We start from the raw sequence: 16,666 nt of genomic DNA on the forward strand, positions 1-16,666 counted from the left end.
ATGACGAGAGAGCTAGAACCAGCGCTCGCCGACGAACACGGTGTCGCCCGGTGCCAACGGCGTGCCGAGCGGAACCACGGCGCGCATCGAGCCGCCGGCTTCTGTGTGCGTGACGGTGACTACGTCGCGCTTGGCGCGGGGCGAGAAGCCGCCGGCGATGGCGACGGCGCTTTCGACCGTCATGTTCGGCACGTAGGGATATTGGCCGGGCGCCGAGACTTCGCCGAGAATGAAGAACGGGCGATAGGCCTCGATCTCGACGGCGACCGAGGGCTCACGGATGTAGCCGTTGCGCAGGCGCGCGGCGATTTCACCGGCGAGGCCCGCCGTGGTGCGGCCACGGGCCGGCACCGCGCCGATCAGCGGCATGGTGATGGAGCCGCCGGCATCGATCGCGTAGCTGTTGGTGAGACCTTCCTGGCCGTAGACCACGACGCGCAGCTTGTCGCCGGCATCGAGATGGTAGGAGGCGTCATAACGGACCGGCGCTCCCATCGGCGCGGCGTAGCCGACCGGCATCGGCGCAGGCGCGGAGGCAAAGGAGTTGCGCAGCGCGCCGATGGCGCCGCCACCGTCGGCGACGACAACCGGCTGCGGCGCGTTGTAGGGCTGGCCGTAGGCCATCGAATCGAGATCGGCGCGCGGCTGCATCACCGCGACGGGGCCGGCGGTCTGCATGCAGCCGCCAAGGGCAAGCGCGGCGGACGCTGCCAACATCGACCATCGAAACGCGCGTGCAACCGGCACCGGACCTATCCCTCGAAACGAGACGGCTCCAGTGATGCACCGGTTATGGTTAATAAAGCGTTGAGGGGGCTGGAGCGCCGCGAGCAACGGGCACACTGCGCTCCCTCTCCCGCTCTTGTCCGCCGAAGCCTTGGCGAAGGCGGATGCGGGGCGCGACGAGCTTCGCTCGCGCTGAGAGGGCTGGGGAGAGGGTGTCTCCACAACGGGACAATCCCCCAGGGGATAGAGCCCTCACCCGGCGCGCGGGACGATGCTTCGCATCGCCCGGGCACGCCGACCTCTCCCGCAAGCGGGAGAGGTGCAGCGAGTCCGGAGCTGACTTACGCGCTCACACCGACGCCGATCGGGCAGGACACGCCGGTGCCGCCGAGGCCGCAATAGCCGGCGGGGTTCTTCGCCAGATATTGCTGATGGTAGTCCTCGGCGAAATAGAATGCGCCGGCGGGCGCGATCTCGGTGGTGATGGCACCGAGGCCCTTGGCCGCGAGCGCCTTCTGGTAGAGCGCCTTCGACTCGTCGGCCGCTTTCTTCTGCGCATCCGAGTAAGTGTAGATCGCGCTTCGGTACTGCGTGCCGACGTCGTTGCCCTGGCGCATGCCCTGCGTCGGGTTGTGGCTCTCCCAGAACGTCTTCAAGAGCTTCTCGTAGGAGACCTTCTTCGGATCGAACACGACCAGCACCACTTCGGTGTGGCCGGTGCGTCCCGAACAGGTCTCCTCATAGGTCGGATTCGGCGTGTGGCCGCCGGCATAGCCGACGGCGGTGGTGTAAACGCCATCGCCAAGCTCCCAGAACTTGCGCTCGGCGCCCCAGAAGCAGCCGAGCCCGAACACGGCCTGCTCGAGGCCGGCGGGATAAGGCGGCTGCAACTTGCTGCCGTTGACGAAATGGGTGCTCGCGGTCGGGATGGCTTGCGCACGGCCCGGCAGCGCCTCAGTTGCGCTCGGCAATGCGGTGGTCTTGCGCATGAACAGCATGGTCGGATCTCCGAAGAACGAGCTGTCCGTCGCTTGTGCCGACTTGAAAAGCCAGGCGCTCAGGCGGCGTGCTCGCGATCAGGTGGGAATATAGGCGTTTACGCGCGAAGGGGCAGCCTTGTTACGCGGCGCCGCGCGCGGGACTCAGTCCCGGGAATAGCCGATCAGCGGCTTGCGCGGGCGGAACAGGATCATCAGGAGGATGCCCAGGATGCCGAGGACGGCGAACACCGGCTGATCCAGCACAAGGCGGATCACCGAGGTCCAGAGCCAGGGCGCCTTGGCCTCGACCCAGGTCCGGAACGCCGACTGGCTGGCCTGATTGATGTCGTTCCAGAACTGGCCGAACCGGGTGAACTTGAGGGTCTGGTCGGCCACCCAGCGGGCGCCGTCATAGACCATGAAGATGAACCCGCCGGCGAGCAGCAACAGCCCAATCAGTCGGAAAAAGCCGCGGATCATGCCTCACCTTATATGGTCGTCCGGTCGGAGGACCCAAAGAAACGCCGCCAGCCAATAGCCGGGCGACGGCAGAAATTCAACCTCTTCAGGGCGTTACGGCACCCATTCAGGCCGCCAGAGCCGGTTTTCCGGGTCTTGAAAGCGTTGACGGTGCCAAAGACCCTCTCTATAAGGGCGCCAACTGGCGGCGGGCGCAATCCTGCCGCCGCTGTTCTTTGAGCAGTTGCAGGCTCTTTGAGGCCTCATGTTCCGGGAACAGCCTTGAACCGAACACCCTAAATCCGAGCGTCGATTACGCGGTCAAGCAAGCCGGCGCTACCCGACCAAGACGCGACCGGTACCCGCAAAGGACATTGAGACCATGGCCAATACCACCTCCGCCAAGAAAGCGACGCGCAAGATCGCCCGCCGCACCGCCGTCAACAAGTCGCGCCGCACCCAGATGCGTGGCGCCGTGCGCAACGTCGAGGAAGCCATCAAGACCGGCGACCGCGCCGCCGCCGTGAAGGCGCTGGCGAATGCCGAGCCCGCCTTGATGCGCGCCGCGCAGCGCAACATCATTCACAAGAACAATGCCAGCCGCAAAGTCTCGCGGCTCACCGCGCAGATCGCCAAGCTCGCCAAGTAAGTTCGCGAAGCAAGTTCGCTGACCAGGCTCGCCAAGCGACTGGTTGCAATCATCCGATCGGTTGATCCGCTCGACATCACGTTCGTCAATCAGCCCGGCCTCGCGCCGGGCTTTTTGCTGCCTGTCATATTCACGCAAGCAGTCACGCGCCAATCCTCGATTGGAGGATTTGCATCTCCGCACTATGATGCGTTCCGCAATTTTACCTCCAGCCTCGTTGCGGGTGATATTGCAACAGCGGAAACTTTCGCTGCGCTGCGCTGCGAAAAACCCTTGCGAGGCGGGCCCAACTCGCACCTGCACGCGCGCCAGGTTCTGCACACCGTAGTTTCACCGGGACACATCGTGCGATGGAGTTACCCTGTGAAACGAGACTCAAAAAACGGTGTCTCGCTAATCACTTATCGACATAGCGATCGCAAGCATTTGGAAAATTCGTCTGCACGTCGCGCGCGTGACGATTTTGTAAAAAATTTTTGGCTGTGACGAGGATTTGTCACATGACGCGGCGCATTTTCGATTCTGTGCACGAATCCAAAAACTTGGTCACGAGCCTGTGCACAAGTCGCGCGCGGCGTTAACGCTGGTCAAGTTTTTTGATGCATCGAGTGTGAATCAATTTCGTTGCGAGTCTTTCCGCTTAGTGTATTCCTTAAGTCGTTCGCGGCGCCCACGATCTTGAGACCAGCGCGGTTTTGGAAACGGGGCGAGCGTGCAAATCGGCGGCGGTGTGCACGTTGGCGACGCTTCAACAAGCGATTGTCGGTTCAAAACCCATAGCAACATGGGAATGGTAGCTTTTTGTCTGAATGTCTCCAAGCGAGATCCAAGCGCAAACGAGAGACATCTTGAGACTACCCCGACACGCGTGATTGGCGAAGCCGGGCGAACGAACAGTGCAGACGGGCAGGACATCGGCGACTTTAGCCGCGGATGTCTTCAGGACACGCAGGACCTTGCCGTGAGCAATCACGGCAGGACGGGGAGGTATCATGTCTTACGGACAGAACGCGGTATTGAAACAGGTTTCCCATTCCAACGATGCCGTTTTAAATCCGTCGGACACCCAGCCTCCCGCGTGTGACGGAGCGCCGAGTACGCGCTGACCTCGCGACCCCTCCATCTCTGACATCGCTGATCGGACGCGGCGTTCTCGCCGAACGGTCGAGCCATGCCTGACGATGGACTCGCTTTGAGGTCGCGCCATGCCAGGAACCCTATGGCAGGAACCCTGCATGGCGCTCACAACGCAACTAAATCTCTCAAGAGAAGTTTTGACGATGAACACATCGGAACAGGATCGCTGGTCACGCGTGAAGGGTCGGCTGCGCTCGAGCGTCGGCGAAGACATCTATACGAGCTGGTTTGCGCGCATGGATCTCGAAGACGTGCAGGATGAGAGCGTGCGGCTCTCGGTTCCCACGCGCTTCCTGAAGAGCTGGATCCAGGCCCATTATGCCGAGCGCGTGCTGTCGTGCTGGCAGGCCGAGATGCCGGAAGTGCATCGCATCGATCTCACCGTGCGCTCCGCGGTGCGCCCGGTCGCGCCGCCGAAGGAAGCCCCGGTGCCGGTCGAAACACGCCGCGCGCCTGCGCCGGAGCTGCGCTCGACTGCGACCGCGCCGGTCTCGGCCAATCATGACGCGCTCGGCGGCTCGCCGCTCGATCCGCGCCTGACCTTTGCGAGCTTCGTCATCGGCCGCTCCAACACGCTGGCCCATGCAGCCGCGCGCCAGGTTGCCGAAGGACGTCGCGGCGATCCCGTCATGTTCAACCCGCTCTACATCCATGCCGGCGTCGGCCTCGGCAAGACGCATCTGCTCCAGGCGGTGACCTGGGCCGGCAATTCCGGCAACGAGCGTAAGGTGCTGTATCTCACGGCCGAGAAGTTCATGTACGGCTTCGTCGCCGCGCTGAAGACGCAGACGGCGCTCGCCTTCAAGGAAGCGCTGCGCGGTATCGACGTGCTGGTGATCGACGATCTCCAGTTCCTGCAGGGCAAGTCCACTCAGGCCGAGTTCTGTCACACGCTGAACGCGCTGATCGACGCCGGCCGCCAGGTCGTGATCGCGGCCGACCGTCCGCCGTCCGATCTCGAAAGCCTGGATGACCGCGTGCGCTCGCGGCTGGCCGGCGGCCTCGTGGTCGAGATGGGCTCGCTCGGCGAGGAGCTGCGCCACGGCATCCTCAAGTCGCGCGTCGCCGCCGCCCGCGCCCATCATGCGACGTTCGACGTGCCGGAGGAGGTGCTGCATTATCTCGCCCGCACCATCACCCATAACGGCCGCGACCTCGAAGGCGCGATCAACCGGCTCTTGGCGCATTCCAAGCTCAACAACCAGCCGGTGACGCTGGAGATGGCCGAGCGCGAGGTGCGCGACCTGGTCCGGCCGCAGGAGCCGAAGCGGATCAAGATCGAGGACATCCAGCGCGTGGTGGCGCGGCAGTATAATGTCAGCCGCTCCGACTTGCTGTCCTCGCGCCGCACCGCCAACGTGGTCCGTCCGCGCCAGGTGGCGATGTACCTCGCCAAGACGCTGACCCTGCGCTCGCTGCCCGAAATCGGCCGCCGCTTCGGCGGACGCGACCACACCACGGTGCTGCACGCCGTGCGCAAGATCGAGGCGCTGGTCTCCAAGGACACCGCGCTGTCGGAGGAAGTCGAGTCGCTGAAGCGCCAGCTTCAGGAATAAACGCCTATTTCTTTCACCTCTCCCCGCTTGCGGGGAGAGGTCGGAATACGCGCGCAGCGCGGATTCCGGGTGAGGGGGACTCTCGGCGCGTCCAACTCTCACCTCCCTTGCGGAAACTCCCCCTCACCCCAACCCTCTCCCCGCAAGCGGGGCGAGGGAGCAGACCTATGCCTGAGCGGCGGCGGGTGTTTTTGCCTGTAAATCGTGGGGAACTGCCTCCCGATCCCTTGAAACCGGGGGCCATCCGCGCCACCTTGCGCGACCCTGACGGCTTTGGTCATATCGGCTGGAGACCCTGGCCTGTCGGGGTCTTCGGTGCCGCGGCGCGCTTTTCGGCCGCCCGGCTTTTTTCATCTTGGGGATCGGGCGAGTAGTGCAATGAAGGTTACGGTCGAACGCGCGCAACTCCTGAAATCGCTGGGTCATGTCCACCGCGTGGTCGAGCGCCGCAATACGATTCCGATCCTCGGCAACGTGCTGGTCCGGGCCGAGAACGCGAAATTGTCGCTGAAGGCGACCGACCTCGACCTCGAGGTGACGGAAACGCTGCCCGCGGAAACCGCGACTGCCGGCTCCACCACGGTGCCGGCGCACATGTTCTACGACATCGTGCGCAAGCTGCCGGACGGCTCCCAGATCGTGCTCGAGGCCGACGGCGACCGCGCCGTGCTGGCGATCCGCGCCGGCCGCTCGCGCTTCACGCTCCAGACCCTGCCGGAGAATGATTTCCCGGATCTGGCCGCCGGCGACATGTCGCATTCGTTCTCGCTCGCCGCCAAGGACGTCAAGCGGCTGATCGACCGCACCCAGTTCGCGATCTCGACCGAGGAGACGCGCTATTATCTCAACGGCATCTATCTGCACGCCGCCGGCACCGCCAAGGCCGCGACCCTGCGCGGCGTCGCCACCGACGGCCACCGCCTCGCCCAGCTCGACCTGGTCCAGCCCAAGGGCGCCGACGGCATGCCCGGCGTAATCGTGCCGCGCAAGACGGTCGGCGAGGTGCAGCGCCTGATCGAGGACACCGAAGCCGAGATGACGATCGAGCTGTCGCAGGCCAAGATCCGCTTTACGATCGGCAACGTCGTGCTGACCTCGAAGCTGATCGACGGCACCTTCCCCGACTACGGCCGCGTGATCCCGCAAGGCAACGACAAGGAGCTCGTCGTCGACAAGAAGGATTTCGAGAACGCGGTCGACCGCGTCTCCACCATCTCCAGCGAGCGCGGCCGCGCGGTGAAACTGTCGCTGTCGCCGGGCAAGCTGGTGCTGTCGGTGACCAACCCCGATTCCGGCAGCGCGACCGAAGAGCTCGAGGTCGAATACGCCTCCGACGCCCTCGATATCGGCTTCAACTCCCGCTATCTGCTCGACATCGCCGCCCAGATCGAAGGCGAGGTCGCGACCCTCAGGCTCGCCGACCCCGGCTCGCCCACCCTGGTCCAGGACCGCGACGACAAGAGCGCGCTCTACGTGCTGATGCCGATGCGGGTGTGAGGGCCCTCTCTCGGCCAACCATCGAAGCCGTAGGGTGGGCAAAGCTTGCGCCGGAGCTCGAAGAGCGAAGGCGAAAGCGTGCCCACCATGCAGCACCGCAGATCGCGGCAAGACGGTGGGCACGCCGCGCGAAGCGCGCGCCTTTGCCCACCCTACGGCAGGCTCCCGCAAAGGGAGAACGCGCCCATGACGAAGAACTGATGACCCCCTCCCGCATTCATCGCCTGACGCTGACGCATTTTCGCAATTATCGGGCGGCGGGGCTCGAGACGGCGGCTGACATGGTGGCGCTGGTCGGGCCGAACGGGGCGGGCAAGACCAATTGCATCGAGGCGATCTCGTTCCTGTCGCCGGGGCGCGGCCTGCGGCGTGCGACGCTGGAGGACGTTGCCGACAATCAGGGCGACGGCTCCTGGGCCGTGTCTGCGCAGGTCGAGGGCGCATTGGGCCTCGCCACGCTCGGCACCGGCATCGAGCCGCCGCGCGCCGACGCTGCCGTGACCCGGCGCTGCCGCATCGACCGCGAGCCCGTGAATTCGGCGGCCGCCTTCGGCGACCACATCCGCATGGTGTGGCTGACGCCGGCGATGGACGGGCTGTTCATGGGCGCGGCCTCCGAGCGGCGGCGCTTCTTCGACCGCCTGGTGCTCGCCATTGACAGCGAGCATTCCAGCCGCATCAACGCGCTCGAGCGCTCCCTCCGCTCGCGCAACCGCCTGCTCGAGACGCGCAATTACGACGACCATTGGTGTGACGCGATCGAGCGCGAGACCGCCGAGCTTGCGGTCGCGGTCGCAGCAACCCGCGGCCAGACCGCAGCAAGGCTGACCGGCATGCTGAACGCACGCGCGCAGGCTTCCGCCTTTCCTTCGGCGCAGATCGCGCTCGACGGCTGGATGGAGAACGCGCTGCTCCGGGAGACCGCGACGTCGGTCGAGGACCGCTACCGCCAGATCCTGCGCGACAACCGTCCGCGCGACGCCATCGCCGGCCGCACCACCGACGGCCCGCATTTGACCGATCTCCAGGTCATCTACGCGCCGAAAGGCATGCCGGCGCGCGATGCCTCGACCGGCGAGCAGAAGGCGCTTCTGATCGGCCTCGTGCTGGCGCACGCGACGCTGGTCGCCGAGATGACCGGCATCGTGCCGCTGCTGCTGCTCGACGAGGTCGTCGCCCATCTCGATCCGAACCGCCGCGCCGCGCTGTTCGAGGAGCTGAAAAAGCTCGGCGCGCAGGTCTGGCTGACCGGCGCGGACCCCGCCGCTTTCGCCGAGATCGGCGCCGGGGGCGAAGTCTTTGACGTCGAGAGCGGACGCGTCTCCGCCCGGCGCTAGAACGCCATTGAACCCGACGATTTCCCGCCGCGACTAGCTGTCGGAGGCCGCGCCGACGACGTCGCAGCCGTGACTGCGCGATGACATGAATCGCAATCCCTTGGAGAGTGAGATGCGGACGGTAAGGTCCGGGGCGCAAGCCCCGGCACGATGGCGGGCGTTTGCGTGCGGCCTCGCCCTGCTCGCAAGCTGCATGCTCGCGGCAACCGCCGGCGCCTTTGTGCCGGATCTGCCGCGGCTGTTTTCGGCAGAGCTCACGCCGGACCCCGAGGCCAAGCTGCCCGCGCCGACCCGCTACAGCTACAGGGGGACCCACACCACCGTGGTGCAGGGCGTTAAAGCGCCGCTTCGCATCAGACTGGAGGCCACCGTACCCGCCGAGCTCGGCAACGTGCTCGCCTTCTACCGCACCGAGCTCAGCAAGCTCGGCTGGCAGGAGCAGCGCGACGGCGCGGTGATCGCCGCCGATCACGTCCAGCTCGCCTTCGCCTCCCCGCTGGGACCAGCGCTGCTGGAGCTCCACCGCAAGGACAGCAGCACCACGGTCAAGCTCGTGCAGAAGAACGCATTGGTCGCGACCGACGCGAACGTCATGCCCGAACCCGGCCAGGCCAAGCTGGTGTTCGCCAATATCAGCAAGACGGACGCCACGCTCACGATCAATGAGCAGAACATCAAGCGCGCCGCCGGCGCCCATGCGGTGTCGCTGGATCTGCAGCCCGGCAAATATTCCTACGAGATGAGCGTGCCGGGCCATCCAGCCACCACGAATGTCCTCGACGTCGCTGCCGGCGATACCTGGGAGCTCACCGTCGGGCCCGACGGTGACGCATGGTCGCCGCTCCTGCTGTATTGAGCCCTTTTGAACCTCACGGGTTCCTGCCGCGACTTCTCGTCTGAGGCCGCGCCGACGGTGTCGCAGTCTGCAATTGCGCGAGGGATCAAGACCCGCGCGAAATCCAGGAGTTTTGGCGATGTCGATCATCAAGCGCGGGACGCAGGTCCCGGCACGCTGGCGGCTGCTTGCCTGCGGCCTTCTGCTCATGGCGAGCGCGTCTCTGCCCGCACGCGCCGACGATGGCATTGTCGACGTTCACGCGCTGCCGCAGCTCGAGGGTGCGGTGGAGGATAATTCGCGCCCCGATCCCTACCGCGTCGAATATCGCATGGCGACGCCGGAATCCGTGACATCGCCGGCGGTGAAGAAGCTCCTCAGCGCCGCCGGCTGGGTGCCCTATGTGCGGCCACTGGAGGAGAAGAGCACCACGCTGAATTTCAAGAAGGGACGGCAGGGCCTGTCCGTTCATTTCACGCAGGCCCTCGGCCGGCCCGACCAGTCCGTGGTCTACTATTCGACCGACCGGATCTACGGCAACGTGCCGTTCCCCGACGGCGCGAGCGACATCGTGTTCGATGGCACAAGGCCCTATCTCGGCTGCGTCGCGCCTCAAGCGCTCGATGCGACATCGGACTTTTACACCGGCCAGATGGAAGCGATCGGCTGGCGCAAGCTCACGCCGGAAACGGCCGCGCGCTGGACGACCAGCCTGGATGAGACCGTTCCCAACGGCTTACGCGTGTTCTACGAGCATCCCGACAGTGAGGTCACCGGCTTCTACAAGCAGAAGCCCGTCATGCTGACGCTGACGCGCCGCGACGACGGCCGCACCAATGTCGACATCCGCGTCGCGCCCTTCGCGCTTCCCTTCGATCTCAAGGCCGACAGCGACGCCGCCGGGCTGCCGCGGCCAACTTTCACCAAGTCGTCGAGGGGGCTCGGCAGCGCAAGCTCCAACAAGCGCGAGATGTCGGCGGCCGCGATGGCCGAGCTGCCCGCGGTGCTGGCCTTCTATCATCGCGAGCTCGCCGCGCGCGGCTGGCAGGAGGACGGCAGCGCGCCGCTCGCGCCCGGCGACGAGGTGGCGATCAAGATCTCCAACGCCGAGGAAGCCGGCGTGCTGCGGCTTGGCCGCAAATACGATTTCACCATGGTCAGCCTGACCGCGCAGGTGAAGGAATCAGCCCTTGCCGCCCGCGCCAAGGCAAAGAAGGAGGCTGACGACAGATTCTTCAGCGATGCCGCGGCAGCCGCAAAGCAGGTCATCGCCGCCGACGAGGCGCGGCGCAAGGTGCAGGCGGCCGCGCTGTCCGATGTCCCGCTCAACGCGCTCGCCGACAGCAAGACGCCGGTGCCGCTGCCGGAGAACGCCGAGGGCGTGAAGTTCGAAGGCAGCGACGGCAGCCTCGAATTCTCGTCCACATCGAGCGTGAAGGCGCTGACCGCGTTCTACCGGGCCTCGCTGAAGCCATTGGGCTGGAACGAGCGGCCTTCGGTCATCAACCAGCCCAACATGGCGATGCTGGAGTTTGCCAGAAGCGGCAAGTCGATCTCCTTCACCGTGATGCAGATGGGCCCCAAGGTGCGGGTCAGTGCCGAGGGTTCGGGCCTCAGGGTGACTGCGGCCAAGCCTGCGGATAAGCCTGCGGAGGTGCAGGCCAAGTCATCCGAGCCGCTCAAGCCGGACACCGAATCCCAGCTTCCCGTGCCGACGCAGCGGTCGTCGACCTCGCTCGCCACCACGAAACTGCCGGGCAGCGAGACGCCGTTCCGCCGCGAGCTGGAGGCCAGCATCCCCGCCCCGCTCGGCGACGTGCTGGCGTTCTACCGCACCGAGCTTGGAAAGCTCGGCTGGCAGGAAAAGGCCGACGGCGCCGCCGTGTCCGCGGAGAGCGCGCAGATCGACTTCACCTCGCCGCAAGGCCCGGCCGTGCTCAAGCTCGGTCGCGCCAAAGGCGAGACCATTGTCAATCTGGCGCAGAAGAATCCGGATGCCGCGACCAAGGCGGACATCATGCCCAAGCCGGGCCAGGCCAGGGTGATGCTCGGCAATATCGGGGCGAAGGAAGCATCGCTCACGATCAACAAGCAGACCATCAAGATCGCGGCCGGCGCCGGCGGCCCGCAGTCGCCGAAAGGTCCGATGCTCGATCTGGCGCCCGGCAAGTATCAGTATGCGCTGCGCGTACCGGGGCGTCCCGCCCGCACCGAGACCCTCACGGTCGCCGCCGGCGATGCCTGGGGCCTGATGGTGGGTCCGACCGGCGAGGTGCTTCCGCTGCAGATGTATTGATTCCGCCGCCTGTGCCTGTAACGGCCAGGTTGAACCTGTCCGGTTCCTGGGGCGACTAGTCGTCTGGAAGCGGCGGCGACCGTGTCGCAGCCGCCGCATCGCGCGAAGACCACAACGCGCGACATTCTCGGAGATGGAGCATGACAGCGGTCAAGCGCGGGACGAGAGTTCCGGCACGATGGCGGCTGCTGGTGTGCGCCCTCACGCTTCTCGCAGGCTGTTCGAAGGAGCCGCTGACGGCAGATCCCGACGTCGACATGCCGGCACCGAAGCAAAGCAGCTTCAGCCAATTCCGCACCACGCACGCGCATGACGCCAAGGTCCCGCTCCGGCTCGAGATCGAAGCGCGCGTGCCCGCGGAGCTCAGCGAGGTGCTCGCCTTCTACCGCAGAGAGCTCGGACAGCGCGGCTGGCAGGAGAAGCCGGATGACGCGGTGATCGCCGCCGATCGCGTGCAACTGGCCTTCGTCTCCCCGAAGGGCCCGGCCGTGCTGAAGCTTGGCCGCGCCAAGGGCGAGACCACGGTCAGCCTGGCGCAGCGGAATCCGGAGGCTGCAGCCAAGGCCGATGTCCTGCCGATATCAGGACAAGCGCGGCTGATATTCGGCTATCTAAGGCCGGATGTGGCTTCGCTTGTGATCAACGATCAAACCATCAAGATCGCGGGCGGCGAAAATCATCCACAAACGCTGGATCTGCCGCCCGGCACGTATTCCTACGAGCTACGCGTGTCGGGCCTTCTGGTGCGCACCGATACCGTCACCCTGGCCTCAGGCGAGGCCTGGGGCCTCAGCGACGATAAGAAACCGTCCCAGATATACTGAACCCAGTGGCCTGGTCCGGCGCGCCACGGCGCCCGGAACGCCGTTTCCCACCCCGCAAAATCCACGCCTTCGAGGGAGTGAAAAAGAGGGTCCGAATCGCGCTTTTTGCGGCGCCCAGAATCGGCCTTTGCGAGGCTTGAAAACCGGCCAAAAATCCCTATTTAGTCAAAGGGTTGCCGGAGGATACTTTGCGCTAGGCGCGAGCGGTCTTTCATGGCACAAATAGCCTCACATCAGCGCCTTTTGCGCGGCTGATTCGGGCGACATCTCGAAGGCCTCTTATGACAGAACCTGCTCGGCAGACGCCTGCCGAAAACGAGCCCTCAAATCCGAGCGATTACGGGGCGGAATCGATCCGCGTGCTCAAGGGTCTCGATGCCGTCCGCAAGCGCCCGGGCATGTATATCGGCGACACCGACGACGGCTCTGGCCTGCACCACATGGTGTACGAGGTCGTCGACAACGCGATCGACGAAGCGCTTGCGGGCCACGCCACGCGCGTCGATGTCGTGCTCAATGCCGACAATTCCGTCACCGTGCGCGACGACGGCCGCGGCATTCCCGTCGACATCCACAAGGGTGAAGGCATCTCGGCGGCCGAGGTCATCATGACCCAGCTCCATGCCGGCGGAAAGTTCGACCAGAACTCCTACAAGGTCTCCGGCGGCCTGCACGGCGTCGGCGTCTCCGTCGTGAACGCGCTGTCGAGCAAGCTCGGCTTGCGCATCTGGCGCGACAACAAGGAGCACTACATCGAGTTCGCCCATGGCGATGCCGTCGCACCGCTGGTGGTGGTCGGCGACGCGCCGGGCAAGCGCGGCACCGAGGTGACGTTCCTGGCCTCGCCCGACACCTTCAAGAACATCGAATATGATTTCGCGACGCTCGAGCACCGCCTGCGCGAGCTCGCCTTCCTCAACTCCGGCGTCAACATCGCCCTCTCCGACATGCGCCACGCGGTCGAGAAGCGCGAGGAGATGCACTATTCCGGCGGCGTCGAGGAATTCGTCAAATATCTCGACCGCAACAAGAAGGCGATCGTGCCGGCGCCGATCATGGTGCGCGCGGAAGCCAACGGCATCGGCGTCGAGGCGGCGCTGTGGTGGAACGACAGCTACCACGAGAACGTGCTGTGCTTCACCAACAACATCCCGCAGCGCGACGGCGGCACCCATCTCGCCGGCTTCCGCGGCGCGCTGACGCGCCAGGTCAACGGCTATGCCGAGGCCAATGCGAAGAAGGAAAAGATCGCGCTGACCGGCGACGATTGCCGCGAAGGCCTCACCGCCGTTCTGTCGGTCAAGGTGCCCGATCCGAAGTTTTCGTCGCAGACCAAGGACAAGCTGGTGTCCTCGGAAGTGCGTCCCGTGGTCGAGAACGTGCTCAACGAGGCGCTCCAGGCCTGGTTCGAGGAGCACCCTAGCGAAGCCAAGATGATCGTCGGCAAGGTGATCCAGGCCGCAGCCGCCCGCGAAGCCGCGCGAAAGGCGCGCGAGCTGACGCGCAAGAGCCCGCTCTCGGTCTCCTCGCTGCCCGGCAAGCTCGCCGACTGCCAGGAAAAGGATCCGGCCAAGTCCGAACTCTTCATCGTCGAGGGTGACTCGGCAGGCGGCAGCGCCAAGCAAGGCCGCAACCGCGAATTCCAGGCGGTGCTGCCGCTGCGCGGCAAGATCCTCAACGTGGAGCGCGTGCGTCCCGACAAGATGCTGGGAAGCGAGCAGATCGGCACGCTGATCACGGCGCTCGGCACCGGAATCAGCGACGAGTTCTCGATCGAGAAGCTGCGCTATCACAAGATCATCGTGATGACGGACGCCGACGTCGACGGCGCCCACATCCGCACGCTGCTGCTGACCTTCTTCTACCGGCAGATGCGCGACATCATCGACGGCGGCTATCTCTACATCGCCCAGCCGCCGCTCTATAAGGTCTCCAGAGGCAAGTCCGAGCAGTACCTGAAGGACGAGCGGGCGCTGGAGGACTATTTGATCGAGACCGGTCTCGATGATTGCATATTCACGCCCGGCACCGGCGGCGACCGCAGCGGCCGTGACCTGCGCGGACTGATCGACGACGCCCGCGTCGTTCGCAGCATCCTGCGCAATCTGCACACCCGCTACAACCGCAAGGTCGTCGAACAGGCCGCCATCACTGGCGTGCTGAACAAGGACATCTACGGCGATCCCGACAAGGCCGCCGCGGCCGCCCAATACGTCGCCGGACGGCTGGACAAGCAGGCCGAGGATGTCGAACGCGGATGGGTCGGCCACTACGTGGAAGGCCAGGGCTTCCAGTTCGAGCGCACTGTGCGCGGGGTCAAGGACGTCGCGATCATTGACTCCGCGTTCCTGGGCTCGGCCGAGGCCCGCAAGCTCGACGAATTTACGCCCAAGCTGCAGGATGTTTATGCCCGCCCCGGCAACCTTCGGCGCAAGGACGTCGAGCACACGGTCCACGGTCCGGTCGATCTGTTCGAAGCGGTCACCGACGCCGGCCGCAAGGGCGTCACCCTGCAGCGCTACAAAGGACTGGGTGAGATGAACCCGGAGCAGCTCTGGGAAACAACGCTGGATACCAATGCGCGCTCGCTGCTCCAGGTGAAGGTCAAGGAGGTCGACGAGGCCGACGACATCTTCACCAAGCTGATGGGCGACGTGGTCGAGCCGCGCCGCGACTTCATCCAGGAACATTCGCTCAGCGCGACGATCGATATCTAGCCCCGACCTCGTTGCACCTCTCCCGCTTGCGGGAGAGGTCGACGCCCCCCGGGCGATGCGAAGCATCGTCCCGCGCGCGGCGGGTGAGGGCTTTCTCCTCGCGGGGATATCCTCCGTAGATTTCGACAACCCCACCGCTGAAGCCCCCCCACCCCAACCCTCCCCCGCAAGCGGGAGAGGGAGCGCACCTCCTTCGTGGCGACCTTCAAGCCCGAATTGCTACCGTGCCCAATTCTCGGTAGTTTCCGCCTCCGAACCACCCCGCCCCACCCAACAGGACAGCGAGAACCACCGTGGCGCCCATCCAGTACATCGTCGAGGGCGGTCATCGGCTCTCGGGCTCGATCGAGCCGTCCGGCAACAAGAATTCGGCGCTGCCGATCATCGCCGCCGCGCTGCTCACCGAGCATCCGGTGACGCTGGAGAACGTGCCGCGGATCCGCGACACCGAGACGCTGGTCGAGCTGATCCGCTCGGTCGGCGCGGCGGCGGAGTGGACCGCCCGCAACACGCTTCATATCCATGCCAAGAGCATCCGCGCTGCGGATCTCGACCCCGAGCTCTGCGTCCGCATCCGCGCCTCGATCCTGCTCGCGGGCCCCCTGCTCGCCCGCTGCGGCGAGGTGATGCTGCCGCCGCCCGGCGGCGACGTCATCGGCCGCCGCCGGCTCGACACCCATGTGCTGGCGCTGGAACAGCTTGGGGCCAAAGTCACCGCAACCGACCGGCTCGAATTCCGCGCGCCAAAGCTCGCCGGCGCTGACGTGTTCCTGGACGAGCCCAGCGTCACCGCGACCGAGAACGCGCTGGTGGCGGCGGTCGCCGCCGACGGCGTCACCTATTTGCGCAACGCAGCCTCCGAGCCGCATGTGCAGGACCTCGCCAACTTCCTGGTCGCGCTCGGCGCCAAAATCGAGGGCATCGGCACCAACACCATGATCATCCATGGTCCGGCAACGCTGGGGGAAGCGACCTACCGGATCCAGCCCGACCATATCGAGGTCGGCTCGCTGATCGGGCTTGCCGCCGTGACGCGCTCGCCGCTTCGCATCGTGCGCGCCGGTGTCGAGCATCTGCGCTCGATCCGCATGGGTTTCGAACGGCTCGGCATCGTCTGCCGCGTCGAGGGCGACGACCTCATCGTGCCCTCGAACCAGACGCTGAAGATCCAGGACGATTTCGGCGGCCACGTGCCGAAGCTGGAGGACCAGCCCTGGCCGGCCTTCCCGGCCGATCTGATGTCGATCGCGATCGTCACCGCCACGCAATGCGAGGGCGTGATCCTGATGTTCGAGAAGATGTTCGAATCGCGGATGTTCTTCGTCGACAAGCTGATCGCGATGGGCGCGCGTATCGTGCTCTGCGATCCGCATCGCGCCATCATCGCCGGTCCCAGCCGCCTGCGCGGGGCGCCGATGACCTCGCCCGACATCCGCGCCGGCATGGCGATGCTGCTGGCCGCGGTCTGCGCCGAGGGCACTTCGACCATCAACAACGCCGATCAGATCGAGCGCGGCTACGAGCGCATCGAGGAGCGGCTGAACGCGCTGGGCGCGAAGATCAAGCGCGTGCCCGAGCGGAAGAGCTGAGGCATCTTTCTTCCCTTCTCCCCTTGTGGGAGAGGGAAAAAACACGGCCATGTTTTCGTCGCTC

Annotated in this window: 12 protein-coding genes; 9 read left to right on the forward strand and 3 right to left on the reverse strand. The window is 65.5% G+C overall.

Features of this window, described 5'->3' with window-relative positions:
• Nucleotides 1-12 precede the first annotated feature (12 nt).
• The 3 genes from WN73_RS28055 to WN73_RS28065 form a co-directional block, all read right to left on the reverse strand.
• The gene (locus WN73_RS28055) at nt 13-717 is read right to left on the reverse strand and encodes a polysaccharide biosynthesis/export family protein (protein ID WP_231166607.1); all 705 of its coding nucleotides are present in this window, start codon (nt 715-717) and stop codon (nt 13-15) included.
• A gap of 350 nt (nt 718-1,067) precedes the next feature.
• Complete coding sequence (msrA, locus tag WN73_RS28060) at nt 1,068-1,724, reverse strand: peptide-methionine (S)-S-oxide reductase MsrA (protein ID WP_011083656.1); 657 nt, start codon at nt 1,722-1,724, stop codon at nt 1,068-1,070.
• Between the two features lie 144 nt (nt 1,725-1,868).
• On the reverse strand, nt 1,869-2,186 hold the full coding sequence (locus WN73_RS28065; RefSeq protein WP_011083655.1) for a hypothetical protein: 318 nt from the start codon (nt 2,184-2,186) through the stop codon (nt 1,869-1,871).
• A gap of 361 nt (nt 2,187-2,547) precedes the next feature.
• Between WN73_RS28065 and rpsT the strand changes: the two genes are divergently transcribed.
• From rpsT to murA, 9 genes are all read left to right on the forward strand, one after another.
• Nucleotides 2,548-2,814 (forward strand): 30S ribosomal protein S20, encoded by a 267-nt coding sequence (gene rpsT / locus WN73_RS28070; protein ID WP_011083654.1) that lies wholly within the window; start codon nt 2,548-2,550, stop codon nt 2,812-2,814.
• A 1,280-nt stretch (nt 2,815-4,094) separates the two neighbouring features.
• The gene (dnaA, locus tag WN73_RS28075) at nt 4,095-5,507 is read left to right on the forward strand and encodes a chromosomal replication initiator protein DnaA (RefSeq protein WP_028172553.1); all 1,413 of its coding nucleotides are present in this window, start codon (nt 4,095-4,097) and stop codon (nt 5,505-5,507) included.
• 378 nt (nt 5,508-5,885) lie between these two features.
• On the forward strand, nt 5,886-7,004 hold the full coding sequence (dnaN, locus tag WN73_RS28080) for a DNA polymerase III subunit beta (protein ID WP_011083651.1): 1,119 nt from the start codon (nt 5,886-5,888) through the stop codon (nt 7,002-7,004).
• Nucleotides 7,005-7,204: 200 nt separating this feature from the next.
• A complete protein-coding gene (recF, locus tag WN73_RS28085) occupies nt 7,205-8,341 on the forward strand; it encodes a DNA replication/repair protein RecF (RefSeq protein ID WP_028172552.1) in 1,137 nt (378 codons plus the stop codon).
• A gap of 112 nt (nt 8,342-8,453) precedes the next feature.
• The gene (locus WN73_RS28090) at nt 8,454-9,197 is read left to right on the forward strand and encodes a hypothetical protein (RefSeq protein WP_028172551.1); all 744 of its coding nucleotides are present in this window, start codon (nt 8,454-8,456) and stop codon (nt 9,195-9,197) included.
• A gap of 118 nt (nt 9,198-9,315) precedes the next feature.
• Nucleotides 9,316-11,472 carry a hypothetical protein gene (locus WN73_RS28095; protein WP_271555607.1) on the forward strand — a complete coding sequence of 719 codons (2,157 nt, stop codon included), beginning with the start codon at nt 9,316-9,318 and terminating at the stop codon, nt 11,470-11,472.
• Nucleotides 11,473-11,612: 140 nt separating this feature from the next.
• The gene (locus WN73_RS28100; RefSeq protein WP_271555609.1) at nt 11,613-12,296 is read left to right on the forward strand and encodes a hypothetical protein; all 684 of its coding nucleotides are present in this window, start codon (nt 11,613-11,615) and stop codon (nt 12,294-12,296) included.
• Nucleotides 12,297-12,577: 281 nt separating this feature from the next.
• A complete protein-coding gene (gene gyrB / locus WN73_RS28105) occupies nt 12,578-15,013 on the forward strand; it encodes a DNA topoisomerase (ATP-hydrolyzing) subunit B (RefSeq protein ID WP_011083645.1) in 2,436 nt (811 codons plus the stop codon).
• Nucleotides 15,014-15,306: 293 nt separating this feature from the next.
• Nucleotides 15,307-16,602, forward strand: a complete 1,296-nt coding sequence (gene murA, locus WN73_RS28110) for a UDP-N-acetylglucosamine 1-carboxyvinyltransferase (protein ID WP_011083644.1) — start codon at nt 15,307-15,309, stop codon at nt 16,600-16,602.
• Nucleotides 16,603-16,666: the final 64 nt, after the last annotated feature.

It is taken from the genome of Bradyrhizobium sp. CCBAU 45394, assembly GCF_028128655.1.
Taxonomy (GTDB): domain Bacteria; phylum Pseudomonadota; class Alphaproteobacteria; order Rhizobiales; family Xanthobacteraceae; genus Bradyrhizobium; species Bradyrhizobium diazoefficiens.

What these genes read in the sequence shown, in the direction of transcription:
- WN73_RS28065 (WP_011083655.1), bottom strand. Translation starts at nt 2,186, where the DNA reads ATGATCCGCGGCTTTTTCCGACTGATTGGGCTGTTGCTGCTCGCCGGC.
- dnaA (WP_028172553.1), top strand. Translation starts at nt 4,095, where the DNA reads ATGAACACATCGGAACAGGATCGCTGGTCACGCGTGAAGGGTCGGCTG.
- WN73_RS28100 (WP_271555609.1), top strand. Translation starts at nt 11,613, where the DNA reads ATGACAGCGGTCAAGCGCGGGACGAGAGTTCCGGCACGATGGCGGCTG.
- msrA (WP_011083656.1), bottom strand. Translation starts at nt 1,724, where the DNA reads ATGCTGTTCATGCGCAAGACCACCGCATTGCCGAGCGCAACTGAGGCG.
- recF (WP_028172552.1), top strand. Translation starts at nt 7,205, where the DNA reads ATGACCCCCTCCCGCATTCATCGCCTGACGCTGACGCATTTTCGCAAT.
- WN73_RS28090 (WP_028172551.1), top strand. Translation starts at nt 8,454, where the DNA reads ATGCGGACGGTAAGGTCCGGGGCGCAAGCCCCGGCACGATGGCGGGCG.
- WN73_RS28095 (WP_271555607.1), top strand. Translation starts at nt 9,316, where the DNA reads ATGTCGATCATCAAGCGCGGGACGCAGGTCCCGGCACGCTGGCGGCTG.
- rpsT (WP_011083654.1), top strand. Translation starts at nt 2,548, where the DNA reads ATGGCCAATACCACCTCCGCCAAGAAAGCGACGCGCAAGATCGCCCGC.
- gyrB (WP_011083645.1), top strand. Translation starts at nt 12,578, where the DNA reads ATGACAGAACCTGCTCGGCAGACGCCTGCCGAAAACGAGCCCTCAAAT.
- WN73_RS28055 (WP_231166607.1), bottom strand. Translation starts at nt 717, where the DNA reads ATGTTGGCAGCGTCCGCCGCGCTTGCCCTTGGCGGCTGCATGCAGACC.
- dnaN (WP_011083651.1), top strand. Translation starts at nt 5,886, where the DNA reads ATGAAGGTTACGGTCGAACGCGCGCAACTCCTGAAATCGCTGGGTCAT.